16 protein-coding genes and 3 tRNA genes are annotated in these 25,773 nt (G+C 66.8%); 15 read left to right on the top strand and 4 right to left on the bottom strand.

Annotated elements, in window-relative coordinates; translation table 11 throughout:
- The first annotated feature begins 8 nt into the window (after nucleotides 1-8).
- The 4 genes from MRBLWH11_RS20230 (at nucleotide 9) to MRBLWH11_RS20215 (ending at nucleotide 13,262) form a co-directional block, all read left to right on the top strand.
- A complete protein-coding gene (locus tag MRBLWH11_RS20230) occupies nucleotides 9-1,667 on the top strand; it encodes an ABC transporter ATP-binding protein (RefSeq protein WP_341946223.1) in 1,659 nt (552 codons plus the stop codon).
- A gap of 209 nt (nucleotides 1,668-1,876) precedes the next feature.
- Nucleotides 1,877-5,380, top strand: a complete 3,504-nt coding sequence (locus tag MRBLWH11_RS20225) for a DNA-directed RNA polymerase subunit beta (protein WP_116634487.1) — start codon at nucleotides 1,877-1,879, stop codon at nucleotides 5,378-5,380.
- An 87-nt stretch (nucleotides 5,381-5,467) separates the two neighbouring features.
- A complete protein-coding gene (gene rpoC / locus MRBLWH11_RS20220) occupies nucleotides 5,468-9,343 on the top strand; it encodes a DNA-directed RNA polymerase subunit beta' (RefSeq protein WP_341946222.1) in 3,876 nt (1,291 codons plus the stop codon).
- Nucleotides 9,344-9,608: 265 nt separating this feature from the next.
- Nucleotides 9,609-13,262 (top strand): efflux RND transporter permease subunit, encoded by a 3,654-nt coding sequence (locus MRBLWH11_RS20215; protein WP_341946221.1) that lies wholly within the window; start codon nucleotides 9,609-9,611, stop codon nucleotides 13,260-13,262.
- A gap of 29 nt (nucleotides 13,263-13,291) precedes the next feature.
- On the opposite strand, the gene MRBLWH11_RS20210 is transcribed toward MRBLWH11_RS20215, so the two are convergent.
- Nucleotides 13,292-13,894 carry a hypothetical protein gene (locus MRBLWH11_RS20210; RefSeq protein WP_341946220.1) on the bottom strand — a complete coding sequence of 201 codons (603 nt, stop codon included), beginning with the start codon at nucleotides 13,892-13,894 and terminating at the stop codon, nucleotides 13,292-13,294.
- A gap of 83 nt (nucleotides 13,895-13,977) precedes the next feature.
- Here MRBLWH11_RS20210 and MRBLWH11_RS20205 point away from each other — a divergent pair, with 83 nt between their 5' ends.
- The 11 genes from MRBLWH11_RS20205 to MRBLWH11_RS20155 all read left to right on the top strand — a co-directional run bounded on the left by MRBLWH11_RS20205 (nucleotide 13,978) and on the right by MRBLWH11_RS20155 (nucleotide 22,003).
- Nucleotides 13,978-14,907 (top strand): PfkB family carbohydrate kinase, encoded by a 930-nt coding sequence (locus MRBLWH11_RS20205; RefSeq protein WP_341946219.1) that lies wholly within the window; start codon nucleotides 13,978-13,980, stop codon nucleotides 14,905-14,907.
- 86 nt (nucleotides 14,908-14,993) lie between these two features.
- A tRNA-Tyr gene (locus tag MRBLWH11_RS20200) sits at nucleotides 14,994-15,078 on the top strand.
- 136 nt (nucleotides 15,079-15,214) lie between these two features.
- Entirely contained in the window at nucleotides 15,215-16,174 is a 960-nt protein-coding gene (locus MRBLWH11_RS20195; protein ID WP_341946218.1) for a DUF2510 domain-containing protein, read from the top strand.
- Between the two features lie 45 nt (nucleotides 16,175-16,219).
- A complete protein-coding gene (locus MRBLWH11_RS20190) occupies nucleotides 16,220-17,104 on the top strand; it encodes a bile acid:sodium symporter family protein (RefSeq protein WP_341946217.1) in 885 nt (294 codons plus the stop codon).
- Nucleotides 17,105-17,113: 9 nt separating this feature from the next.
- Nucleotides 17,114-17,605, top strand: a complete 492-nt coding sequence (locus MRBLWH11_RS20185) for an FBP domain-containing protein (protein WP_116634493.1) — start codon at nucleotides 17,114-17,116, stop codon at nucleotides 17,603-17,605.
- Nucleotides 17,606-17,651: 46 nt separating this feature from the next.
- Nucleotides 17,652-18,455: an enoyl-CoA hydratase/isomerase family protein gene (locus MRBLWH11_RS20180; RefSeq protein WP_341946216.1), complete on the top strand. Its 804-nt coding sequence runs from the start codon at nucleotides 17,652-17,654 to the stop codon at nucleotides 18,453-18,455.
- 116 nt (nucleotides 18,456-18,571) lie between these two features.
- On the top strand, nucleotides 18,572-19,573 hold the full coding sequence (locus MRBLWH11_RS20175; protein ID WP_341946215.1) for a hypothetical protein: 1,002 nt from the start codon (nucleotides 18,572-18,574) through the stop codon (nucleotides 19,571-19,573).
- Entirely contained in the window at nucleotides 19,570-20,364 is a 795-nt protein-coding gene (locus MRBLWH11_RS20170; RefSeq protein ID WP_341946214.1) for an inositol monophosphatase family protein, read from the top strand. The genes MRBLWH11_RS20175 and MRBLWH11_RS20170 overlap by 4 nt, the downstream gene beginning before the upstream one ends.
- 206 nt (nucleotides 20,365-20,570) lie before the next feature.
- On the top strand, nucleotides 20,571-21,752 hold the full coding sequence (locus MRBLWH11_RS20165; RefSeq protein WP_341946213.1) for a peptidoglycan DD-metalloendopeptidase family protein: 1,182 nt from the start codon (nucleotides 20,571-20,573) through the stop codon (nucleotides 21,750-21,752).
- A gap of 69 nt (nucleotides 21,753-21,821) precedes the next feature.
- Nucleotides 21,822-21,893, top strand: a tRNA-Thr gene (locus tag MRBLWH11_RS20160).
- A gap of 36 nt (nucleotides 21,894-21,929) precedes the next feature.
- Nucleotides 21,930-22,003: transfer RNA gene (locus MRBLWH11_RS20155), tRNA-Met, on the top strand.
- Nucleotides 22,004-22,218: 215 nt separating this feature from the next.
- Here MRBLWH11_RS20155 and MRBLWH11_RS20150 read toward each other — a convergent pair.
- The 3 genes from MRBLWH11_RS20150 to MRBLWH11_RS20140 all read right to left on the bottom strand — a co-directional run bounded on the left by MRBLWH11_RS20150 (nucleotide 22,219) and on the right by MRBLWH11_RS20140 (nucleotide 25,724).
- On the bottom strand, nucleotides 22,219-22,755 hold the full coding sequence (locus tag MRBLWH11_RS20150) for a hypothetical protein (protein ID WP_341946212.1): 537 nt from the start codon (nucleotides 22,753-22,755) through the stop codon (nucleotides 22,219-22,221).
- 918 nt (nucleotides 22,756-23,673) lie between these two features.
- Nucleotides 23,674-24,846, bottom strand: coding sequence for a hypothetical protein (locus tag MRBLWH11_RS20145; RefSeq protein WP_341946211.1), 1,173 nt, complete (start codon nucleotides 24,844-24,846; stop codon nucleotides 23,674-23,676).
- Nucleotides 24,843-25,724: a protein kinase gene (locus MRBLWH11_RS20140; protein WP_341946210.1), complete on the bottom strand. Its 882-nt coding sequence runs from the start codon at nucleotides 25,722-25,724 to the stop codon at nucleotides 24,843-24,845. The genes MRBLWH11_RS20145 and MRBLWH11_RS20140 overlap by 4 nt, the downstream gene beginning before the upstream one ends.
- Nucleotides 25,725-25,773 lie beyond the last annotated feature (49 nt).

The following is a 25,773-nucleotide window of genomic DNA, read 5'->3' as shown; positions in this document are numbered from 1 at the left end:
AGAATCAGATGTCGACCGCACCGCTGCTGTCGGTCCAGGGCCTCGCCGTGGACTTCGCCACGATGGACGGCGTCGTGCACGCCGTCGAGGGAGTGGATCTCGAGATCGCCGCCGGCGAGACCGTGGCGATCGTGGGGGAGTCCGGCTCGGGCAAGTCCACGACCGCGATGGCCATCATCGGACTGCTGGCCGGCGGCGGGAAGGTCGCCTCGGGCAGCATCCGTCTCGACGGCAGGGAGATCGCGCACGCGCCGGAGAACGAGCTGCGGATGATCCGCGGTCGTGACATCGGTCTCGTGCCGCAGGATCCGATGTCGAACCTGAACCCGGTCGCGAAGATCGGGACGCAGGTGGCGGAGACGCTGCTCGCCCACGGTCTCGCCAACCGGCAGAACGTGCAGGGGAAGGTCGTCGAGGCGCTCACCGCCGCGGGGCTGCCCGACCCGGAGCGTCGTGCGAAGCAGTATCCGCACGAGTTCTCCGGCGGCATGCGCCAGCGAGCGCTCATCGCGATCGGCCTGGCGTGCAAGCCGCGTCTGCTGATCGCGGACGAGCCCACCAGCGCGCTCGACGTCACCGTGCAGCACACGATCCTCGACCAGATCGGCGCGATGACGCGAGAGCTCGGAACGGCGGTCCTGCTCATCACGCACGACCTGGGTCTCGCCGCCGAGCGCGCCGAGCGGGTCGTCGTGATGCACCGCGGCAAGGTCGTGGAGCAGGGCCCTGCGCGGCAGATCCTCGAGGCTCCGCAGCATCCGTACACCCAGTCCCTCGTGGCGGCGGCGCCGTCGGTCGCGGCCGCGCGCCTGCGGCCGGAGGCGTTCCACGTCGAGGAGCGGACGGAGGCTGCGGACGAAGCCGAGGCGGCGAAGCCGAAGGACAACATCGTCGAGATCGAGAACCTCACCAAGGTCTACCCGGTGAGGGGTCGCGGCGAGGACTTCGTGGCCGTCGACGACGTATCGCTCGCGATCCCGCGCGGCGAGACGGTCGCGATCGTGGGGGAGTCCGGTTCGGGCAAGACGACGACCGCGCGGATGCTGCTGAAGGTGATCGAGCCCACGAGCGGGCTGATCCGCTACGAGGGCAAGGACATCTCGTCGCTGAGCCGGGCGGAGACGAAGAACTTCCGCCAGCAGGTGCAGCCGATCTTCCAGGATCCGTACTCGAGCCTGAACCCGATGTTCACGATCGAGCGACTGATCGCCGAGCCGCTGGACTTCTACAAGAGGGGGAGCGGTGCCGACCGGCGCAAGCGCGTGCGACAGCTCCTCGACGATGTGGCCCTGCCGCAGTCGATGCTGCGCCGCTACCCGTCGGAGCTCTCCGGCGGGCAGCGACAGCGGGTCGCGATCGCGCGGGCGCTCGCGCTCTCGCCGGATCTGATCGTGTGCGACGAGCCGGTCTCCGCGCTGGACGTGCTCGTGCAGGACCAGATCCTGAAGCTGCTCGGCGAGCTGCAGCGGGAGTACGGCCTGAGCTACCTGTTCATCTCGCACGACCTCGCGGTGGTGCGACTGATCAGCGACTACGTGTGTGTGATGAAGGACGGCAAGCTCGTGGAGGCGGCCTCCTCGGAGGAGATCTTCACGAACCCGCGCGACCCGTACACGCGCAAGCTGCTGGCCTCGATCCCCGGCAACGAGCTGAACATCGCGTCCTGACCGGCCGATCTCGGATGCTTTTACCGCAGCTTCCGAGATTGGTCAAGGACTGAGCTTGCCATGTCGCAGAATCACACGTATAGTTGGTAGTTGCGCTCGCTTCTCCCTGCCCTCATATGGTGGTCGGCATTCGTTGAGTCTTTGAGCGCACACTCCACCTGACGACAAAGGAATCGAGAAGCCCTGCGGGGCTCACGGAGGTTATTCCCTTGGCTGCTGCTCGCAACGCATCCACATCCACCACCACCAAGAACGGACGCGGAGCATCCCGTCTTTCGTTCGCCAAGATCTCCGACACCCTGACGGTCCCTGACCTTCTGGCTCTGCAGACCGAGTCCTTCGGCTGGCTCGTCGGCAACGACGCCTGGAAGGCGCGCGTGGCCGAGGCCAAGAAGGCCGGCCGCACCGACGTCAACGAGAACTCGGGTCTGGGCGAGATCTTCGAGGAGATCTCTCCCATCGAGGACCTCGGCGAGACGATGCAGCTGTCGTTCACGAACCCGTACCTCGAGCCGGAGAAGTACTCGATCGACGAGTGCAAGGAGCGTGGCAAGACCTACGCCGCTCCGCTGTACGTCGAGGCCGAGTTCATGAACCACCTCACCGGTGAGATCAAGACCCAGACGGTCTTCATGGGCGACTTCCCGCTCCAGACCGACAAGGGCACGTTCATCATCAACGGCTCCGAGCGCGTCGTCGTCTCGCAGCTCGTGCGCTCGCCGGGTGTCTACTTCGACAAGACCCCCGACAAGACGTCCGACAAGGACATCGTGTCGGCGCGCGTCATCCCGAGCCGTGGCGCATGGCTCGAGTTCGAGATCGACAAGCGCGACCAGGTCGGCGTGCGCGTCGACCGCAAGCGCAAGCAGTCGGTCACCGTCTTCCTCAAGGCGCTCGGCATGACGAGCGAGGAGATCCTCGCGGAGTTCGCCGGCTACACCTCGATCGAGGAGACGCTCGCGAAGGACACGATCGTCACCAAGGAAGATGCGCTCCGCGACATCTACCGCAAGCTCCGTCCGGGCGAGCAGGTCGCCGCCGAGGCCGCCCGCGCGCTGCTGGACAACTTCTACTTCAACCCGAAGCGCTACGACCTGGCGAAGGTCGGTCGTTACAAGATCAACCACAAGCTCGGTCTCGACCAGCCGCTGAACTCCTCGGTCCTGACCGTCGAGGACATCGTGGCCACGATCAAGTACCTCGTGCGTCTGCACGCCGGTACCGAGGAGACCTTCACGGGCATCCGCGGTGGCAAGAAGGCCGAGATCCGTCTCGCGACCGACGACATCGACAACTTCGGCAACCGTCGCATCCGCGCGGTCGGCGAGCTGATCCAGAACCAGGTCCGCACCGGTCTGTCCCGCATGGAGCGCGTCGTCCGCGAGCGCATGACCACGCAGGACATCGAGGCGATCACGCCGCAGACCCTGATCAACGTGCGCCCCGTCGTCGCCGCGATCAAGGAGTTCTTCGGAACGTCGCAGCTGTCGCAGTTCATGGATCAGAACAACCCGCTCGCGGGTCTGACCAACAAGCGTCGTCTCTCCGCGCTCGGCCCCGGTGGTCTGAGCCGTGACCGCGCCGGTGTCGAGGTGCGTGACGTCCACCCGTCGCACTACGGCCGCATGTGCCCGATCGAGACGCCGGAAGGCCCGAACATCGGTCTGATCGGTGCGCTCGCGACCTTCGCGCGAATCAACTCGTTCGGCTTCATCGAGACCCCGTACCGCAAGGTCGAGGGTGGCGTCGTCACCGAGCACATCGACTACCTGACGGCTTCCGAAGAGGTCGACTTCAACATCGCGCAGGCCAACGCCCCGCTCGATGCCAAGGGTCGCTTCCGCGAGAGCCACGTCCTGGCCCGCCCCAAGGGCGGCAGCGGCGAGGTCGACCTGTTCCTGCCCGAGGAGATCGGCTACATCGACGTCTCCCCGCGCCAGATGGTGTCGGTCGCGACCTCGCTCGTGCCGTTCCTCGAGCACGACGACGCACAGCGCGCCCTCATGGGTGCCAACATGCAGCGTCAGGCTGTGCCGCTGCTCCGCAGCGACTCGCCGCTCGTCGGAACCGGTATGGAGGGCTACACGGCCATCGACGCCGGTGACGTGCTCACCGCCGACAAGGCCGGTGTCGTCTCCGAGGTCTCCGCGGACCGCGTCGTCGTCATGCTCGACGAGGGCGGCACGCAGGAGTACCACCTGCGCAAGTTCGACCGCTCCAACCAGGGCACGTCGTACAACCAGAAGGTCGTCGTCTCCGCCGGCGAGCGCGTCGAGGTCGGAGAGGTCATCGCCGATGGCCCCGCGACCGAGAACGGCGAGCTGGCCCTCGGGAAGAACCTCCTCGTCGCCTTCATGACGTGGGAGGGCTACAACTTCGAGGACGCGATCATCCTCAGCCAGGACCTCGTGAAGGACGACACCCTCTCCTCGATCCACATCGAGGAGTACGAGGTCGACGCCCGCGACACGAAGCTCGGCAAGGAGGAGATCACCCGTGACCTCCCCAACGTCAGCCCTGAGCTGCTGAAGGACCTCGACGAGCGCGGCATCATCCGCATCGGCGCCGAGGTCCGCCCCGGCGACATCCTCGTCGGCAAGGTCACGCCGAAGGGCGAGACCGAGCTGTCGGCCGAGGAGCGCCTGCTCCGCGCGATCTTCAACGAGAAGAGCCGCGAGGTCCGCGACACCTCCCTGAAGGTGCCCCACGGCGAGCAGGGCACGATCATCGCCGTCAAGGAGTTCAACGCCGAGGACGGCGACGACGAGCTCGGCTCCGGCGTGAACCGCCGCGTCGTGGTCTACATCGCCCAGAAGCGCAAGATCACCGAGGGCGACAAGCTCGCCGGCCGTCACGGCAACAAGGGTGTCATCGCGAAGATCCTCCCGATCGAGGACATGCCGTTCCTTTCGGACGGCACCCCGGTCGACATCGTGCTGAACCCGCTCGGCATCCCGGGTCGAATGAACTTCGGCCAGGTCCTGGAGACCCACCTCGGGTGGATCGCCAACCAGGGCTGGAAGGTCGAGGGCACTCCGGAGTGGGCCGCACGGCTCCCGAAGGACGCGTTCGAGGCCGCCCCCGGCACGAAGGTCGCGACCCCGGTGTTCGACGGTGCGAGCGAGGAGGAGATCGCCGGTCTCCTCGACGCGACGCTCCCGACGCGCGACGGTGTCCGCCTGATCGACTCCACCGGCAAGACGCAGCTGTTTGACGGCCGCTCGGGTGAGCCGTTCCCGGCTCCGATCTCGGTGGGCTACATGTACATCCTGAAGCTGCACCACCTGGTCGACGACAAGATCCACGCACGTTCCACGGGTCCGTACTCGATGATCACCCAGCAGCCGCTCGGTGGTAAGGCGCAGTTCGGTGGACAGCGCTTCGGTGAGATGGAGGTGTGGGCCCTCGAGGCCTACGGCGCCGCATACGCGCTCCAGGAGCTCCTCACGATCAAGTCCGACGACATCCTCGGCCGCGTCAAGGTGTACGAGGCGATCGTCAAGGGCGAGAACATCCAGGAGCCGGGCATCCCCGAGTCGTTCAAGGTGCTCATGAAGGAGATGCAGTCGCTCTGCCTGAACGTCGAGGTCCTCTCGGCCGACGGCACGCTGGTCAACCTCCGCGACACCGACGACGAGGCCTTCCGCGCAGCGGAGGAGCTCGGGATCAACATCTCCAGCCGCTTCGAGGCCGCCTCGATCGACGAGATCTAATCCGCAGGCAAGCTCAGGAGCCCACCCGGGTGACTGAGCTTGCCGGCGCCAGACTTCTCAAAAAGAATTTCCGACACAGGAGAACTAGTGCTCGAGTCCACAACCTTCGATGAGCTTCGCATCGGCCTGGCGACCGCAGACCACATCCGCGCGTGGTCCTACGGCGAGGTCAAGAAGCCCGAAACCATCAACTACCGCACCCTGAAGCCGGAGAAGGACGGTCTCTTCGGAGAGCAGATCTTCGGCCCGTCCCGCGACTGGGAGTGCGCCTGCGGAAAGTACAAGCGCGTCCGCTTCAAGGGAATCGTCTGCGAGCGCTGCGGCGTGGAGGTCACCAAGAGCTCCGTCCGTCGTGAGCGCATGGGTCACATCGAGCTCGCCGCTCCCGTCACCCACATCTGGTACTTCAAGGGTGTCCCCTCGCGTCTCGGCTACCTGCTCGACATGGCGCCGAAGGACCTCGAGAAGGTCATCTACTTCGCCGCCTACATGGTCATCTCGGTCGACGAGGATGCTCGTCACCGCGACCTGGGCACGCAGGAGAACAACATCCGTCTCGAGCTGAAGACGCTCGGCGACCGTCGTGACGCCAAGATCGCCGAGCGCCTCGCTCGTCTCGAGGAGGAGCTCGCTGCTCTCGAGGCCGAGGGTGCGAAGGCCGACGCCAAGAAGAAGGTGAAGGACGCCGCCGAGAAGGAGATGTCCCTCATCCGCAAGGGCGCCGACGAGGCGATCCTCAAGCTGGAGCGCGTGTGGGAGGACTTCCGCACGCTCGAGGTCGGCGCACTCCGTCCCGAGGACGACGTCTTCCACGAGCTGCAGGACCGCTTCGGTCAGTACTTCGAGGCCTACATGGGCGCCGAGTCGATCCAGCGTCGCCTCGCGGCGTTCGACCTCGCTGCCGAGGCGGAGAACCTGCACCTGCAGATCTCCGAGGGCAAGGGTCAGCGCAAGATCCGCGCGATCAAGCGTCTGAAGGTCGTCAACTCGTTCCTGGAGACCGGCATGAGCCCGGCCGCCATGGTCCTGGATGTCGTCCCGGTGATCCCGCCGGAGCTGCGCCCGATGGTGCAGCTCGACGGTGGCCGCTTCGCGACCTCCGACCTCAACGACCTCTACCGTCGTGTGATCAACCGCAACAACCGTCTTCGTCGTCTGATCGACCTCGGTGCTCCCGAGATCATCGTCAACAACGAGAAGCGGATGCTGCAGGAGGCCGTCGACGCCCTGTTCGACAACGGTCGCCGTGGTCGTCCCGTCACCGGTACCGGCAACCGCGCCCTGAAGTCGCTCAGCGACATGCTCAAGGGCAAGCAGGGTCGCTTCCGTCAGAACCTGCTCGGAAAGCGCGTCGACTACTCGGGTCGTTCGGTGATCATCGTCGGACCGCAGCTGAAGCTGCACCAGTGCGGTCTGCCCAAGCAGATGGCTCTGGAGCTCTTCAAGCCGTTCGTGATCAAGCGCCTGATCGACCTCGGTCACTCGCAGAACATCAAGGCGGCCAAGCGTGCCGTCGAGCGCACCCGTCCCGAGGTCTGGGACGTGCTCGAGGAGATCATCCGCGAGCGTCCGGTGCTGCTGAACCGTGCACCCACCCTGCACCGTCTCGGCATCCAGGCGTTCGAGCCGCAGCTCGTCGAGGGCAAGGCCATCCAGCTCCACCCGCTCGTCTGCGCGGCGTTCAACGCCGACTTCGACGGTGACCAGATGGCCGTGCACCTGCCGCTGTCGGTCGAGGCTCAGGCCGAGGCCCGCGTGCTGATGCTCGCGTCGAACAACATCCTGAAGCCGTCCGACGGCCGTCCGGTCACCCTGCCTTCGCAGGACATGATCATCGGTCTGCACCACCTGACCACGGTCAGGGAGGGCGCAGCCGGCGAGGGCCGTGCGTTCGGTTCGGTGGGAGAGGCGATCCTGGCGAAGGACGAGGGCAGCCTCGACCTGCAGGCCAAGGTCCGCATCCGCATCCCGGGTCTGACGTTCCTCGAGGGCGACGCGCCCGAGGGCTACGAGCGTCACGGTCTCGTCGACGCCTCGCTGGGTCAGGCGATCTTCAACGACACGCTCCCGAAGGGCTACCCCTTCGTCCGCGAGCAGGCTGACAAGAACAAGCTGTCGCAGATCGTCAACAAGCTGGCCGAGGAGTACCCCAAGGTCGAGACCGCCGCATCGCTGGACCGCATCAAGGACGCCGGCTTCTACTGGGCCACGCGCTCCGGTGTGACCGTCGCCCTGAGCGACATCCTCACCCCGCCGAACAAGGCGGAGATCGTCGCGGGCTACGAGAAGCAGGCCGCGAAGGTCCAGTCCCAGTACGAGAAGGGCCTCACGACCGACGCCGAGCGTCGTCAGGAGCTCATCAAGATCTGGACCGAGGCGACCGACGAGGTGCAGGCCGCGATGAAGGCGCACTTCCCTGAGGACAACACCATCAACCGCATGGTGTCCTCCGGCGCCCGTGGTAACTGGCTGCAGATCCGGAACATCGCCGGTATGCGTGGTCTGGTGAACAACCCCAAGGGTGAGATCATCCCGCGTCCGATCATCTCCTCGTACCGCGAGGGTCTGTCGGTGGCGGAGTACTTCATCGCGACGCACGGTACCCGTAAGGGTCTGGCCGACACCGCTCTGCGTACCGCCGACTCGGGTTACCTGACCCGTCGTCTGGTGGACGTCTCGCAGGACGTCATCATCCGCGAAGAGGACTGCGGCACGTCGAAGGGCCTCGAGCTCCCGATCGCCGCTCCGAACTCGCAGGGTGAGCTGGTCCGCGATGCGAACGTCGAGAACTCGGTGTTCGCCCGTACCCTGGCCTCGGATGTCGTCAGCGACTCGGGCGAGGTCCTCGCCTCGGCCGGCGACGACGTGGGCGATGTCCTGATCGACAAGCTGGTCGGTCTGGGTGTCGAGACCATCAAGGTCCGCTCGGTCCTGACCTGCGACTCCGCCGTCGGTGTCTGCGCGCAGTGCTACGGCCGTTCGCTGGCCACCGGCAAGACGGTCGACATCGGTGAGGCCGTCGGCATCATCGCGGCCCAGTCGATCGGTGAGCCCGGTACCCAGCTGACGATGCGTACGTTCCACACCGGTGGTTCCGCGTCGGCAGACGACATCACGCAGGGTCTTCCCCGTGTGCAGGAACTGTTCGAGGCTCGTACCCCCAAGGGTGCGTCCCCGATCGCCGAGGCCGACGGTCGCATCACGATCGACGAGACCGACAAGGGCAAGAAGGTCATCCTGACGCCCGACAGCGGCGACGAGCCGGTCATCTACCCGGTGCTGCGTCGTGCGACGCTGCTCGTGGAAGACGGCCAGCACGTCACGGTCGGTCAGCCGATCCTGGTCGGAACGCTCGACCCCAAGGAGATCATGCGCGTCATGGGTGCTCGCGAGGTGCAGCGTTACCTCGTCGGCGGCGTCCAGGGCGTGTACCGCTCGCAGGGTGTGCCGATCCACGACAAGCACATCGAGGTCATCGTCCGTCAGATGCTCCGCAAGGTCACCGTCGTCGATCACGCCGACACGACCCTGCTCCCGGGTGAGATGGTCGACCTCAAGCGCTACCAGGCGATCAACCGCGAGGCTGTGGCCGAGGGCAAGCGTCCGGCTTCCGGTCGTTCGGAGCTGATGGGTATCACGAAGGCGTCGCTCGCGACCGAGTCGTGGCTGTCGGCTGCGTCGTTCCAGGAGACGACCCGCGTGCTCACCGAGGCTGCGATGCAGGGCAAGCGCGACCCGCTGGTCGGTCTCAAGGAGAACGTCATCATCGGTAAGCTCATCCCCGCCGGAACGGGACTCTCGAAGTACCGTGACGTCACGGTCGAGGCGACCGAGGAAGCCAAGAGCGAGCGCTACCCGAACCGGATCTTCGCATCCGACGGGGCGTACGCCGACGGCGACTTCGGCTACGTCGACTTCGACGCGTTCTCGACGGACGACATCACGCCCGGTACCTATAACTGAGGTGTGACGAAGTGAAGAAGGCCCCGGGGTTCGCCCCGGGGCCTTCTTCGTGCGTTCACGCGCCTCCTCCCTCGCACGGGGGAGGAGAAATCGTCCCGTAGGCGGACCCGGTCGGTACCACCGGCGGATGCCGGGGTGGACCGGAGACGATTGGCTGGACTCATCGCTGCTCGACGGCGGCCAGGAATCGCGCACGACCGCGGCCGGGAGCCGCGACAGGGCCGCGCCTCTGCCCTGTCGCACCGAACGAAACTCCTCGCCACACATGACATTCCTCACGCGCGCCAGCCTCGCCAACCGTGCCATCGTCGGCCTGATCACGATCGCCGTCGCCGTGTTCGGCATCATCGCGATGTCCTCGCTCCGTCAGGAGCTGACGCCGTCGATGACGCAACCGGGAGCGTACATCTCGGTGAGCTCCAGCGGGCTCGCGCCCGACCAGATGGTCCAGCTCGCCACAGAGCCGGTCGAAGAGGCGCTGGGAGGCATGAGCGGGCTGACCTCGGTCAGCTCCACCACTCAGAGCGGCAGTGCGCAGGTGATGGTCAACTGGCCGTTCGAGCTCGACGCCGAGGAGACGCTCCGCGCGATCAAGGCGGCCGTTGACGGGGCCAAGACCGCGCTGCCGAAGGACTCGACCGTCATCGTGCAGTCGGGTTCCGCCGCAGACATCCCGGCCATGGTGCTGAGCGCGGGCTCGACATCGGATGCCGACACCTTCGCGGAGGCCCTCGAGCAGAGCGTCCTGCCCGAGATCCGCGCTGTGGCCGGGGTGCGCGCGGCCACGCTGGAGGGCCGCGAGTCGCAGCGGATCGAGGTCTCGCTGCGTCCGGCCGACGTCGACCGTCTGAAGGTCGACCCGGCCATGGTGCTGGCGGCGCTGCAGAGCAACAGCGCCGTGCTGTCCGCCGGTCAGGTCGGCACCGACGAGGGCCAGGTGGCGGTCAACGTCGGTCCTGGCGTCGACAGCATCGAGACGATCGCGGCGCTTCCCGTGCAGGTCGCCGAGGGCGCGGTCCAGATCCAGGATGTCGCGGACGTCACGCTGCAGCCAGAGCCGACCGGTTCGCTGTCGCGCGTGAACGGCAAGGCGGCTCTCACGATCCAGGTGATGCCGGCCATCGGTTCGAACGCCGTCGAGATCTCGCACGGTGTCACCGCGATCCTCGATCGGTACAGCGACTCGCTGAAGGCCGAGTTCCTCCCGATCTTCGATCAGGCTCCCTACATCGAGCAGTCGATCGAAGACCTCTCGACCGAGGGCGGACTCGGGCTGCTGTTCGCGGTCGTCATCATCTTCGCGTTCCTGCGGTCCTGGCGCTCGACGATCATCGCGGCCGTGTCGATCCCGCTCTCGCTGCTGATCACGATGATCGCGCTGCTCTGGACCGACAACACCCTCAACATCTTCACGCTCGCCGCCCTCACGATCGCGATCGGACGCGTCGTGGACGACTCGATCGTCGTCATCGAGAACATCAACAGACATGCGGAGAGGAAGGTGCCGACGGCGGCGGACATCGTCGCCTCGGTCAAGCAGGTGTCGGGAGCGATCATCGCCTCGACGGCCACGACGATCGCGGTCTTCCTGCCGATCGCGTTCGTGTCGGGCGTCACCGGACAGCTGTTCCGTCCGTTCTCGATCACGGTGACGATCGCGCTGGCCGCGTCCCTCGTCGTCGCGTTGACGATCGTCCCGGTCCTGGCGTACGTCTTCCTGCGGTCACGCGGCGCGCGACGTGCCGCAGCGGCGACGGCAGGCGGCGCGATCGCCGCGGCGGAGGCGGAGGCGCCCGTCGAGGATGCAGGTGCGTTCGCCCGCGCCGAGATGAGCGCACCGGAGGACAGGCTGCAGCGGGGGTTCATGTCGTTCCTCGGTGCGACCCATCGGAGGCCGGTCATCACGCTCGCCGCCTCGACCGCGGTGCTGCTGGCGACGTTCGTCCTCGCGACGCAGATCCCCACGGACTTCCTCGGGGAGTCCAGCCAGCAGAGCATCACGGTGACGCAGACGCCGGAGGAGGCGGGAACGGTCGAGGACCGTGTGGCGGCGGCTGAGCCCGTCGAGCGCGCACTGCAGAAGGTCACGGGCGTCGAGAGCGTCCGCTCCACGATCCCCGGGGCATCCACCGGCGCCGGCGAGGAGAACGTCAACACCTTCGACGTCACGCTCGACAAGGGCGCGAAGGTCGCGGATGTGCAGGACGGCATCGACCGCAAGCTCGAGGAGCTCGGAGATCCCGAGCAGTTCGAGGTGCAGACGGCCGACTCCAGCGGCGCGGGATCGGGAATCGATCTGCGCGTGATCGGGGACGATCCGAAGGCGCTCGCGGCGGCGAGCGAGTCCCTGATCAAGGCTCTCGAGAAGGAGGGGAGCATCCAGAACGCCTCCAGCGACATCAGCGGCGAGCAGCCGCTCGTGCAGGTGACGGTCGATCCTCTCAAGGCGGCGGCGCTCGGTTTCGATCAGCAGCAGATCGCGTCGGCGATCACCGCTGCGCTGAACGGCACGCCTGCCGGCAGCGTGATGCTCGACGGTCGAGAGCGTGACATCGTCATCCGCACCGCCGCGGTCAGCGGAGGTGTCGACGCGGTCGCCGCGATGGCGCTCCCGGTCACGTCCAAGCAGACCGCGGCGGCGCAGAAGGCAGCACTCGACGCGCTCGAGGCGCAGCAGAAGCAGAAGGCCGAGGAGCAGAAGGCGAAGGCCGAGCGCGAGATGGACAAGCAGATCGCGGACACGACCGACCAGCGCTCCGAGCTCCGCGATCAGATCAGCACCCTCCGAGGCCAGTTGGCCCAGTTGGAGGCATCAGCGCCCGTCGTGCCGGATCCGGTCACGCCCGAGACACAGGCGGCGATCGACGCCGAGCGCGAGCGTCAGGAGCAGATCGCCGCGATGCTCTCCGCGATCGGACAGGCACAGGCCGGCGTCGAGGCCGCCGACGCGCAGCTGACGCAGCTCCGGGAGAGTCAGACGGAGGCCGCCGCGCAGCAGGAGGAGGCGACCCGGCTCGAGGCCGAGCAGAAGGCCGCGGCGGAGGTGCGCGGCACGGCCGTGCGCGTCGCCGATGTCGCGACCGTGACCGAGGAGATGACGGCACCGTCGATCTCGCGGATCGGCGGCGAACGCGTCGTGACGATCACGGTCACGCCGAAGAGCGGGCAGCTCGATGCGGCGACGCAGGCGCTGGACGCGGCGACCGCGAAGTTCGATCTGCCTGCGGGCACCCGATTCGAGGTCGCCGGTGTCGCTGCCGATCAGGATGACGCCTTCGGGCAGCTCGGCCTCGCCATGCTCGCCGCGATCGCCCTGGTCCTGCTGGTGATGGTCATGACGTTCCGCAATCTGCGTCAGCCGACGATCCTGCTCATCGCGGTGCCGTTCGCCGCCACCGGAGCGATCGTCGGGCTGCTGCTCACCGGCACGCCGCTCGGCCTCCCGGCGCTGATCGGACTCCTGATGCTCATCGGCATCGTGGTCACCAACGCGATCGTGCTGCTCGACCTGGTCAACAAGCTGCGGGAGGGCGGGGCCGATCTCGCTGAGGCGGTCTACCACGGAACGCGACTGCGTCTGCGCCCGATCCTGATGACGGCGACGGCGACGATCTTCGCGCTGCTCCCGATGGCGTTCGGGATCACGGGAGGCGGGGTGTTCATCTCCCGTCCGCTCGCGATCGTCGTGATCGGCGGCCTCATCAGCTCGACCCTTCTCACGCTGGTGCTCGTGCCGATCCTGTACCTGTTGCTCGAACGCTCGCGTGAGCGCCGCATGGCCAAGCGCGCAGAGCGGCGGGCGCGGCGCGAGCAGGAGAAGCTCGACGCGCAGGAGCCGGGTGAGGACGAGGGCGTCGCGGTCTTCGACGACGGCTCCGAGGGTACGGACGACAGCGTGCCGGCGGTGCAGCGCGGGTGAGCGCCCGCCCGCCGGCCGGCGCGCGGTCGTCAGTCGAAGAGGTGCGAGACGATCGACGACGTGTAGCCGGACGGCGCGAGGTTGGAATAGCGGGTGTCGATCATGATGTCGTCGCGCCAGAACAGGGTGCGTCCGTCGGTCACCGGGTACTGCGTGTTCGGCCACGTCTTCTCGCACCGGGTGCCGCCGTCAGGGGTGAAGCAGGCGAACCCCTCGGTGTCGGCGAGTGCGTTGAGCATGTCGAGAGCCGGGCCGCGGTTCATCGCGGAGATCGTCGTGACGAGACGGGTCGTGTCGGCTCGGGGGTCCGCCCAGATACAGGTGAGGGTCCCGTCGGTGCCGACGCCAGAGGGACCGAAGGCCGCGTCGTTGAGGGGCACGCCCTCGAGCTGGGCGAGCACGTCGTCGGAGAGGATCGCCCGGCAGTCGGTCGGCAGGGCGACGCCCTTCGCGGTCGGTGACGGGCTGGGGGAAGGGGTCGGCGATCCGGTCTCGGCGGGGCCGTCGGATGCTCCTGGCGACGGACTCGGTGATCCGCCGGCATTCCCCGGGCCATCGGATGCCGTTCCGCACGCGGTGAGGATCGCGACGAGGAGGAGTGCCGCGGCGCCTGCGGGGAATCGCGCGTTCATGGGCACACCGTAGCGCGCTCGCGGGTCGCACGACAGCATTCGTGCCGCGCACTCGCGGTGGCGCGTCGCGATAAGGTCGGCGGATGAGCATCGAGACTTCCGTCGCAGGATCCGTCGTCGTGATCGGCGATGCCCTGATCGACGAGATCCGCGACGATTCGGGTGTGCGCGAGCTGGTCGGCGGGGCGGCGCTGAACGTGGCCGTGGGGCTCCGGCGACTCGGCGTCGCGACGACGCTCATCGCGATGGTCGGTGCGGACGAGGCCGGGGAGCACATCCGCGAATACCTCGCCGATCACGGCGTCCGCCTCATCGAGAGCGCGGCCCCGCACGGATCCTCGCGCGCCGTCGTGCAGCGGGCGGCCGACGGGGAACCCGACTACGTCTTCAACGAAGCGGCCCGGAAGCGCCGCATCCGCTATTCCGATGCGGCCCGCGACGCCATCGCGGAGGCGGGACTGGTCGCGATCAGCTGCTTCCCCTTCGACGTGCCGGCGGAGGTGGACGCTCTGCTCGAGGCCGCAGCGGGAGCGCGCCTGACGATCGATCCGAATCCGCGGACCGGCATGTTGAGCGACCGGGACGAGTTCGTGAAGGGCTTCGAGCGCGCTGCTGCGGGTGCCGCCATCGTCAAGGTCGGCGCCGATGACGCGGCGATCCTCTACGACGGCGACCTCGGCGCGCTGCGCGCCCGACTCCGCGACCTCGGAGTCGGGGCTGTTCTCGCGACGGCCGGCGCCGACGGCGCGATCCTCGAGACGGACGCCGGCACCGCGGCGGCACCGATCTCGGACCTCCCGGGCCGCGTCGTCGACACGGTGGGCGCAGGGGACGCGACGCTCTCGGCGGTCGCCGCCGGGCTCGTCGGGGGGAGTCCGGCACGCCTCGTCGAGTGGCGCGCGCTGCTCACCAGGGCCATGGACATCGCCGCCGCGACATGCCGCGCCGAGGGCGGTCTGCTGCGCACGCCGGAGTCGCTCGCAGAGGCCGAACGAGGCGTCTTCGGCAGCTGACGCGTCGATTTCATGTGCCCGCGTCTGACGGGTATGATGGTCTTTCGTGCCCCCGGTTGGCTGTCGAAGTCGGACGGGTGCGCTCTGGCGAGTTACCCAAGCGGCCAAAGGGATCTGACTGTAAATCAGACTGCATCGCATTCGGGGGTTCGAATCCCTCACTCGCCACCAGCGCAGATCACACGCAACAAGCCCCGGTCGCCCGGGGCTTGTCGCGTTTCTCCCCGCGTTACGACCGGCCGCGTGCCCGATACAGTGACCTCATGATGAACCCCGTGGGCGTCTCCGTCGCCCTTCGCGAGGCGCCGTGAGCGCGCCGGCAGGCTGGTATCCCGACGCTGCGGGTGCTCCGCGCTGGTGGGACGGGTATGGGTGGGCCGACGAGTATCGGGCGCCGCCAGACCCGCTGCCGCCGCAGGCCGCTCCGGGAACGAGTTCGCACACGGTGTGGGTGTGGCTCATCGTGCTTCTCCCGCTGCTGAGCCTCTACCCGGCGTTCGTGTATCTCGACCAGATGTTGCGAGGGATGGTCGACCTGGTGGCGCTGTTCCCCACCGGCGGTTCGACTCCCGACCCCCAGCGCCTCGTCGCCGCAGAGCTGGCCCTCTTCTTCAATCCCTGGTTCCTCGTTCTGATGGTGATCGGTTGGGGATCGTCCGCCCTGTACGTGTGGTTCGCTTTCCTCGATGCGCGAGAGCTCGAGCGTCGCGGATTCGCAGACCCATTCCACTGGCTGTGGACCTTGCTGTCTCCGCTTGCCTACGTGATCGGACGCCACGCCGTCATCCGACGCCGAGGAGGCAAGGGGGCAGCACCTCTCATCGTGACGATCGCGATCCAGATCGCCGTCTTCATCGCGGCGATGGTCTGGACTGTGGTGCTGGTGCTGCAGATGACTGCGGCCGTCCTCCCTTCGAATGGCGCGTCGACGGCCCTCCCCGCTCCCGCGGAATCGGCCAGTCCTGTGGTGGATGAGTGGGTCGTCGTGACATTCGAGGACCGTGATGCCGACTTCGACCTCTCGCTCATGGACGCGATGCTCGAGACCGAGCTGGCGGCGGACGAAGCGCTGACGAGGGCGGATGCCGGCCAGATCGACGGGAACGAGATCGGAGCGGGCGAATACGCGCTGTACTTCGTCGGTCCGGATGCGGAGCGCATCTGGGAGGTGATCCAGCCGGTTTTCGACGACGCGCCGGTCCCGTGGACGCAGGTTCAGCTGATGCAGGGACTCGATGATCCGTCTCCGGTGACGATCACCCCGTGACACCGAGGCCCTGCATCCGCCACACTGAGTCCCATGGGATCAGCGTTGACCACCATCGGACTTCCCGTCGCCCTCGGCATCATCATGCTGGGGCTCGGGCTCAGCCTCACCCTCGCCGACTTCGCGCGGGTGCTGAAGCAGCCCAAGGCGGTGATCATCGCGCTGCTCTGCCAGCTGCTGCTTCTTCCGGCGATCTGCTTCGGCCTGGTGCTCGCGTTCCAGCTCCCACCGATCCTCGCGGTCGGCATGATGATGCTCGCCGCATCGCCGGGCGGCACGACGGCCAACCTGTACAGCCACCTGTTCCGGGGTGACATCGCACTCAACATCTCGCTGACCGCAGTGAACTCGGTGATCGCGGTGATCACGCTGCCCCTCATCACGAACTTCGCCATCGCCTACTTCCAGCCGTTCGACGACCGGCTCGGCCTGCAGTGGTCGAAGGCGCTCGAGGTGTTCGCGATCGTGCTCCTCCCCGTCGCGCTCGGCATGCTCATCCGTCGGTTCTGGCCGAGGTTCGCGACAGGGATGGACAAGCCCGTGCGGATAGCATCCGTCGTCATCCTCATCGTCGTCATCGTCGGCGCCGTCGTGTCGAACTGGGCATTGCTCATCTCCAACTTCACCCAGCTCGCGCTGATCACGGTGCTGTTCTGCGTGATCAGCCTGACCATCGGCTTCCTCGTCCCGCGGTGGCTGCAGGTGGGCAGGCGACAGGCCATCGCCACCTCGTTCGAGATCGGCATCCATAACGCCACCCTCGCGATCGTCATCGCGCAGTCCGTGCTCGGCTCCGTCGAACTGAGCCTCCCCGCAGCCGTCTACGGCGTGCTGATGTTCTTCATCGCCTTCGGATTCGGGTTCCTCATCCGCGATCGGACGGCGGCGGAAGAGGCGGCGCCGGCCTCGACGACGTCCGAGGGTTCATAGACTGGAACGATGCGAGCGCTCACCGAAGCCGAAGTCCGGGCATCGTTCGTCAACGCGGACGAAGACGAGCTGCGCACCCTCGAGATGCCGCACGACTTCGTGCTCGTCGACTGGGACTACCTCGACTTCTTCGCGTGGCGCGACCCGAGCGCGTCCAAGCGCGGGTACGTCCTGATCCAGCACGACGGCGGCGTCGTCGGAGTGGTGCTCCGCGCGTCAGAACCGGGGCGAGGGCGCTCCGGCATGTGCAACATCTGCCACACGATGCAGCCGGGAAACCAGGTGGCCATGCTCTCTGCCCGCCGCACAGGAGAAGCAGGACGCCGCGGCGACTCCTTCGGCACCTACATCTGCTCCGACCTCTCGTGCCACGAGAACGTGCGGTTGGCGCACCCCCTCGCACCCAACGAGGTGCGCTCACCCGGGCAGGTGGACTTCCGGCTCGACGGCACCCGTCGGCGGATGGAGGCGTTCGTCTCGCGCGTCTGGGCGCAGGACTGATCGCGGTTACGCTGGACCCACACGTCCCATGCTCGAAGGAGAAGCCATGAGCGATGCCATCCTGTTCCGTGTCGAAGAGGGGATGGCACGGCTCACGCTGAACCGTCCGACCCGGCTCAACGCGTTCAACGCCGACCTGGCTCACGCTTGGAAGGACGTGACGGCCGAGGCCACGTCGAGAGCGGATGTGAAGGCGATCCTGCTCGACGCATCGGGCCCGGCCTTCTGCGCCGGCGGCGACGTCATCGACATGGCCACGACGATGGGATCGTCTTCCGGGGCGGACATCACGGCGCTCGCCGAGGTGATCAACGCCGGCATCCGCTCGCTCACCGAATCGTCGGTTCCCGTCGTCGCCGCGGCGCACGGGACGACGGCGGGCGGGGGACTCGGCATCCTCCTCTGCAGCGACTACGCCGTCGTCGGATCGCGATCCCGACTCGGCAGCCTCTACGCGAACATCGGTCTCACCCCGGACCTGTCGGTCTCGGCGCAGCTCGCCCGCGCCGTCGGGCAGCGCCGTGCGCTGCAGCTCGTCCTGCAGGACCGTCTTCTCACCGCGCAGGAGGCAGTGGAGTGGGGACTGGTCGCGGAGGCGGTCGAGGGAGAGGATGCCGCGACCGAGGCGGAGCGCGTGCGGGCACGCGGCGAGGAGATCGCACGCTTCTGGCTGGCCGGTGCCGCCGACGCGTACGGACAGGCCAAGCACCTGGTGCGATCCCAGCCGGAGCGCTCGTTCGTCGAGCAGCTGAGCGAGGAGGCCCGTTCGATCGGGGCAGCCCTCGAGACCCCGGACGCGCAGGCGCGGGTCGCGGCCTTCGCCGCGGCATCCGCGAAGCGATCCGTCTGACTGCTTCTGCACCGACCGCACTCGCGCGGTGACTTCGCCCCGTCCGGGCGGCCGCCGGGGCAACGGGCCGCTCGCGTGGCAGGATGAGGGCATCGCCGCTCAACGAGAGGATGGCCATGTCTCAGCCGGAGATCACCGCGCATCAGACGACGCAGGGTGAGAAGAAGAACATGTCGCTGCTCATCAGGGGAGCGATCTGGATCGCCATCGGCGCGCTGATCGCTGCGGCGCTCGTGTGCGTGGTCTGGGTGCTGATCGGCGATCAGGACGGCCTGATCGGTCGGGCGTTCCTCACCATCCTGCTCCTCGCCGCCTTCGCCGGCATCGCGATCCTCGAGGCCGGTCTCGCACCGAACCGGCCGGACTGGCTCGCACTCGCCAGCATGGTGACGTGGATCGTCGCGCTCCTGGTCGGCGCCGTGAAGATCTGGCTTCCCGAGGAGGACGGCTACTTCACGGGGGCGGAGCGGTTCTTCCAGCTGCTGCTCGTCATCGGCATCCTGCAGCTCGCCCTGCTCCACGTGCGTCTCTTCACGCCTGCGGCGCGGCGCCACGTGACGACGTTCACCCGCATCATCTACATCGCGACGATCGTGTTCCTGGCCGGCCTCGTGGGTCTGCTCATCTTCTTCCTGGCCTTCCCGCACAGCTTCGACTACAGCGAGCTCTACTGGCGCATCGTGGTCGCGCTGACGATCCTCGCGGCTGTCGGCACGACGCTCATCCCGCTCCTGAACGCGCTCTTCGCGCCGAAGAAGCCGACGCAGGCATCAGCCGCCATCGCAGCCGCGCCGGCCTGGCCCACGTACGCCGACGGCGTCACCCCGCTCCCCGCGCTTCCTGACGCGTCGCCCGACTGGAACGCCTACTACACCGGATACCCGAGTGTCGCGCCGCAGCAGCAGTCGCTCGGGCAGGCTCCGGCAGCAGCGTTCCCTGTCGCGCCGGAACCGGCCGCGCCGCAGTACGCACAGGCGTTCGCCCCGCCCGCTCCGCAGGCGCCGGAGGTGCCCCCGGCACCGCAGGCTCCCGTCGCCGAGCCTCCGGCCGCACCGCAGCAGGCGGCTCCGCCCGCATTCCCGCCGCCTCCGCCCGCACCGCAGTACCCGGCGCAGTGACGCTCGAGGGCGAACTCAAGGATCTCGCGACCGAGATCGCACGTGAGGCCGGCGAGCTCGCGCTCCGCCGTCGCCGTGACGGCGTGCATCTGGCCGCGACCAAGTCGACGATCGCCGATATCGTCACCGAAGCCGACCGCGAGGTCGAGGCACTGATCCGTGCGCGCGTCGACGCGGCCCGCCCGGACGACGGATTCCTCGGCGAGGAGTCCGGGGCCGAGAGCGGGACCAGCGGCATCACCTGGGTCGTCGATCCGATCGACGGCACCGTCAACTACGCCTACGGGATGCCGGCCTACAACGTCAGCATCGCCGCCGTGCGAGGCTCGGCGGAACCCGGGTCGTGGGAGGCGCTGGCCGCCGCGGTCAACGCCCCGGCGCTCGGGGAACTGTTCACGGCGGCCCGCGGGCACGGCGCCTGGGCGGGGGAGACCCGACTCGCGGTGACGTCCGACACCTCGGCCGGGGCGCTCCTCGCCACCGGCTTCGGATACGACCCGGCCACCCACGACGGCGACCTCGCGACCGTGCGACGCGTGATGACGATGGCGCGAGATCTGCGCCGGTCGGGATCCGCCGCCCTCGATCTCGCCTATGTGGCGGCGGGACGACTCGACGGCTACTTCGAACGAGGGCTCAAGCCGTGGGATTTCGCGGCGGGAGCGCTCCTCGTCGAGGAGGCCGGCGGCCTCGTCTCGCGCCACGATGTCGATTCGGCGCGGCCCATGCTGATCTCCGGAGGACCCGAGGTGCACGCCCGGCTCCTCGCTCTTCTGGGGGAGAAACACTGACCTGTTCATGGCATTCCCAGGCGGATACCGATAGGGTTTTACGCGATCGTTACTTTCACCACCCGAAGGTGAAAGCTGAGTTAGCGCCCCCGAGCTTGACGCACGACTGAGAGAACAACGCTTTGCCCTTCGAGAATCCCCAGGCTGCCTCTGCGCCCACGCGCCGGTCCAGCCGACTCCGCACCACGGCCTCTGAGGCCCCTGCGGTGGGACCGACGGAATCTGTCGCAGCAGCTGAGGCTGTCATCGCCCTCGCCGCTGTCGCCCCGCTCTCCCGCCGCGCCGCCCGCCAGCGTGTGGCCGCCGACGCCCCGATCGACGACGCGCCCCTGACCCGCATCGACGACGCGCCTCAGCACGCAGCCGAGCCCGTCACCGTCGACGCCCCGGCCGAGACCGACAAGGTCGAAGACCTCGTCGAGCTCTCCGAGCCGGAGGCCTCCGAGGCTTTCGAGATGCCTGCAGCGACGAGCGCGGAGGCGGCGGACGACACGGCGGACGCCGACGCTTTCGAGCGCGCGTCCCGGGCATTCCGCGCGACCGGGCCCGTGCCCACGGCATCCGCTCCGTCCGAGCCGGCCGTCGGCCAGTCCGCGACCGACGCGAAGAGCGAGAGCGATGCGGCTGCTCCCGCCGCCAGCCGCCGTGAGCGCAGCGCACGCAAGGTCTTCGCCGTCGGTGCGACGGTCGGTGTCATGAGCCTCGCGGGTCTGCTCGCGGTCTCGATGACGCTCCCCGCCGAGGCTGTGGCCGCCTCCCAGGGCACGTCCCTTGCCGCGACCTCGCTCGTCGCCTCCTCCCAGCAGGCCGCCGACGGTGAGTCCGCCGATGAGATCCAGGCCTTCGTCGCTCCGGCCGGCGTTCAGAACGAGTCCCTCACGCGCGCCGACGGCTTCAGCACGATCTCGCTCGTCCAGGTCGCGGCCGAGCAGGGCATCAACTACTCCAACGAGGTCTTCACGAACGACCCCGACGCGGCCATCCAGTGGCCGTTCCTCGTCGGCGTCGGAATGACCGACGGCTACGGCATGCGCAGCGGCCGTCTGCACGAGGGCATCGACTTCGTCCCCGGCGACGGCGCTCCGATCCAGGCCATCGCTGACGGAACCGTGCGCATCGCGACCGAGCAGGGCGACGCCTACGGCGTGACCGTCTACATCGATCACGTGATCGACGGCGCGGTCATCACGAGCCACTACTCGCACATGCAGTACGGCTCGCTGCAGGTCAAGGCCGGCGACACGGTGAAGGTCGGCGACATCGTCGGCAAGACCGGAAACACGGGCCGTTCCTACGGCGCACACCTGCACTTCGAGCTCATCGTCAACGGATCGACCATCGATCCGCTGCCGTGGCTCCGCACGAACGCGGGCCGGTCCTCGTACTGACCCGCCTTGATTTCATGAGGACGCCATGGTGATGGTATTCTCGTGTGGTTGCCCCGAGAGGGGCAGCACGCCCCGATAGCTCAGTGGCAGAGCACTTCCATGGTAAGGAAGGGGTCGTCAGTTCAATCCTGACTCGGGGCTCGCAGCATTCTTCTCACACGCGGACGGATGCCTCGCGGCAGGGTAGCTCAGCTGGTTAGAGCGCACGACTCATAATCGTGAGGTCGCGGGTTCAAGCCCCGCTCCTGCTACAGATCAAGACCCCCGGTTTCCGGGGGTTTTGTCGTTTCTGCCCGACGGCCGGAGCGGCGCGGGGGAGGGTTGTGCCGGTTCTGTGCCGGACGCGGCGCGGCAGATGAACGCTGGCCGCTGTCGGTGCCTGCGCGTTACACTTGGGGTACGGCGGGCAGTAGCCCTCGGAGCCTGGCAGTCTTCCGGACGGTAGACGAGCCAGGCTCACGTGTTTCTAGAGTCGGAAGACCCGTGCATCGACGATCGCATCGACCCGACGGATCCAGTCGCCGCCGTTCGAATAGCACCAAGCCACGGCATCGCTCACCCAGAGCAGCGGATGCTCGTGGGGCGCGACGTGCCGGTACTGCAATTCGGATGTTCCGGCGCGACGGATCACTTCGGCGATCAGTCGACGGTCTGCGCGCTCAAGAGACTCGTCTCGTTCGATGACCAGGAGTGCGGCACCGCTCTTGACCGCCTCCGCAACGAGCGAGCCGAGAGACAGAGGTCGAGCCTCCTTGTCAGGTCTCCGTTTCACGATCCAGACGGAGACACGCACATCGAGCGCGCACATGCTCGAGAGGATCTGTCGTCGCCGGCTGTCGCTCTCACTCTTGAAGTGGATACGTCGCTGGCCGGGCTTGAGAAGTTCACGGAGGGCCTTCTCGGACACGCGGAGGTTTCCGATCGAGGTTGCCGTCGCCACCACGTAGTATCCGCGTGCCTTGGACTCGTCGACGTAGACGCGGTCGGCTGGGCGGAAGATCACGGGTCAACCGTAGACTCAGGGTCGGACGTGCGACCGCGCGCGCGAGGGCATCGCGCTCATCCAGGGGATAGTGGAGCTGTGGGAACTTTCTTTACTCATTCAAGGCTCGCCTTCGGCGAACCGGTGCCCGGGGTCCGGAGTTCCTGCGGTGCGTCCGGTCCTCGCTTCGCTCCGGTCAGGGCGCTCCTCGGACTCTGGACCCCGGGCACCACGGACTGGAACTCATCGTCGTATGACTGACGAAGCTTCACTGGCGAGTCTCAACAGCACAGCATTCGCCAGCAGTGAGGAGCGCCGAGTTGGTGTGCCGACCCATGAAGCAGTGCTCACTGGGAGGCTTGCTGCAAGCGCTGGCGCCCTCTTCCCACCAGGCCCTGGACGGTCTTCATGGTTGATCCTCGAACCCCAGACGGGCTTCGGTGTACCAGACGTGTTGATAGTTCGTGCGTCGGCGACTGCGGTTGCCGCTCATCAAGTCCGCAAACTGCGAATTCCGACCGTGTCTGCGGCGCGTGTTCTCGCTGCGAGTTCTCACAGTGCGCCTGGAATTACACGAAAGTATGCGCAGACGCTCCGTACTGAGCTGGCCCGACAAGGGTGGACTGAAGCAACCGTACGAAGCGCCGCGAACGTCGTGACGGACTCGATGGCAATTGAGGTCAAGATGCAGGACGCGAAGCGTGCGCTGCAGCAGTTAGGAAAGTTTCGGGTCTCTGCTCACCGCGCCGCAATCTGCATGCCAGTTGAAACCGCACACCGCGCGTCAAGGACCACTCTCGAACGCTTCGGGGCCGGGCTCATTGTTGCGGAGGATAGCCGCATAGTTTGGGAAATGCCAGCCCGATACCAGCCACTTCCCGAGTACCGCCGACTGTGGCTTGCGGAACTCCTCATCCGTGCGTTCGAATCCGGTAGTGCCTACAGGCTCTCCGCGCCGCGGAAGCGCTCGATTCCCGAGGCCAAGGCGCGAACTCTGCCGCGGTAACGCCCAGACATCGGGATGCCCTCGTTGTCGATTGCGCCGAAAAGTTCTTCCGCGGCACTTAGCGAACTCTGAACGTAATCGAGCCTTTGTGCTACGCCGTCGATGCCTGTGATCAACTGTGCCTGCCGTGACAGACCGGTCAAGAACTGGAGCTGCGCGTCGACCACCCCGATCTCGTCGAAGCTCCGCCCAGTGATCAGCTGCAGTTCTTCGGGAGTGAAGACCTGGTCCTGCAGGTCGGAATCATAGAGGTTGTCAGCTTCGGCCGAAGCCAAGATTGGAGACCAGAGGCGTTCCATGTAGAACCGAGCGTTAGGGGCGACGCCACCCTTTCGGTCCGTTGGCTGCCACTTTGACGGCTTGAACTGACGGAGCGAGTAGTTCCAACCCGCGCCGAGCGCAGAAGCGCCAGCTGCAAGGCCGGCGAGACCTTCTCCGTCTGCGTATCCCCAGCACACCTCGTACTCATTGAGCTCGGTCAAGACGTAGATCATGCGCAGTAGATTTGCCAGCCGCTCCGAGGCCCACGCCGCCGGAGGATAGGACGTGTCCTTGCGCCCGACGAGGATGTAGAAGCCTCTGACCTCGAGCGTTGTGGCGACGTCGAGCCACTCGTCAATCTGCCGCCAGGTATCCAGTGCAGTGTCTTCGATAGCGAGGGTTGCGACGGTTCGATCCTTCCCCCACTCGCTCGCAGCAGTTCTTGCGAGCTGAAAGGCTGTCGACGTCCAAACGTCGTCGAATGATGCCTGGACTACAGTCGGTGCGAATTTTACGCCGCCCGGATTCACCCGGTCGTGCATCTCGCCAACACGCGCAACCTGCTGAATGATCGCGGAAACCGGCTGTGACCAGTGGAGATCATCGAACTGTATTCCGTGTGATTCATGTTTGCGCCCGACCCCCCTCGGGGCGGTGGAGTAGACGTAGGTTTGCGGGTCGACACACACGCGAAGACCCAATCGTTTCGCCTCGGACGCCGTTCGAGCAAGCGACGCGGCATCTTCGTCTCCGGGGCTGAGGATTACTCCTCTCAGTGCACCTGAGGACGTAAGGCTCTGAATCTTGTTCCCCTTGCCGTACCCGTGTTGCAGATAGAGGTTCATGACACTTCCAAGATCTCGAGTGGTTCGTTTGTCGTCCGGAATCGCCGGTTAGGTTTCGGAGCGAGCAAGCGAGCTAGTACCTGCTTCAGGCGATCTGAACACGGAAGGCCGCTTGTGTCGATCTTGTCGAACGAAAGAAGCTTCACTATGAAGGCGTTGCGGTCCATCCCTGGCTCAAGGATCGGATGCCCACCGGTCACCGCGCAATATCCGACGACTCCGACTAGAAAGTGGTCCGTGCGAAAGTCGATCTGAGCGTATCTGCGTGCTTCGTGCTGTTCTGGGGCAGAGTATCCGAGCGTCATCGGCGACGTTTGGGACGAGTCGGTGAGGTCATCCAAACCTACGTGGAGCGAGATCCCTGGATCGATGAGCACCGCGTTTCCCTGACCGTCGAACATGATGTTCCCCGGCTTGATGTCGCGATGGACGATGTCATGCGCCCAGAGCTCTCTGACCGCTTTCAGCAACGACACGACCAGGCTTTCGGCGTCGGGCGCGCTCATTGCGCTAGCTGAAAGACGGTCCGCCAAGGTTCCTCCGCCGTAGAACGGTTCCTCATAGGTAACGAAGCGACTTCCACCTATTTGGACGGCGGTTGGTTCGACCAGGACCGTTCCGAGGTGAGGTGAATCCGTCAATTGCATCGCCCGAACCTCTCGAGCGAATCGCTCCGGCAAAAGCGAGGCGTCGACCTCGGTGTTATCGATGTCTCCCGGCAGCGGGTCCGTCAGGATCTTGACGACCGCGTCAGATCCGTCGCCCGCAAAGTACGCAACCTTGAACGAACCGCGCCCAAGCGGCGGTAAAGCCAGAGATCGGCCGGTGAAGGCAGCCTGCAACTCCGTGTCGTCAAACGGCAAGGGCGGTAGGCTCATTGTCTTCCTTCATCGCTGGAGTTGGCACCAGCCTAGCCGTGGTCGTGGA

The sequence above is a fragment of the Microbacterium sp. LWH11-1.2 genome, assembly GCF_038397745.1.
Lineage (GTDB): Bacteria > Actinomycetota > Actinomycetes > Actinomycetales > Microbacteriaceae > Microbacterium.
The sequence above is the reverse complement of the archived record's forward strand: the minus strand, read 5'-3'. Positions and strand labels throughout refer to the sequence as shown.

Coding starts and splice junctions, on each gene's coding strand:
- MRBLWH11_RS20230 (WP_341946223.1), top strand. CDS start 9: ATGTCGACCGCACCGCTGCTGTCGGTCCAGGGCCTCGCCGTGGACTTC.
- MRBLWH11_RS20215 (WP_341946221.1), top strand. CDS start 9,609: ATGACATTCCTCACGCGCGCCAGCCTCGCCAACCGTGCCATCGTCGGC.
- MRBLWH11_RS20210 (WP_341946220.1), bottom strand. CDS start 13,894: ATGAACGCGCGATTCCCCGCAGGCGCCGCGGCACTCCTCCTCGTCGCG.
- MRBLWH11_RS20205 (WP_341946219.1), top strand. CDS start 13,978: ATGAGCATCGAGACTTCCGTCGCAGGATCCGTCGTCGTGATCGGCGAT.
- MRBLWH11_RS20185 (WP_116634493.1), top strand. CDS start 17,114: ATGCGAGCGCTCACCGAAGCCGAAGTCCGGGCATCGTTCGTCAACGCG.
- MRBLWH11_RS20180 (WP_341946216.1), top strand. CDS start 17,652: ATGAGCGATGCCATCCTGTTCCGTGTCGAAGAGGGGATGGCACGGCTC.
- MRBLWH11_RS20175 (WP_341946215.1), top strand. CDS start 18,572: ATGTCTCAGCCGGAGATCACCGCGCATCAGACGACGCAGGGTGAGAAG.
- MRBLWH11_RS20145 (WP_341946211.1), bottom strand. CDS start 24,846: ATGAACCTCTATCTGCAACACGGGTACGGCAAGGGGAACAAGATTCAG.
- MRBLWH11_RS20140 (WP_341946210.1), bottom strand. CDS start 25,724: ATGAGCCTACCGCCCTTGCCGTTTGACGACACGGAGTTGCAGGCTGCC.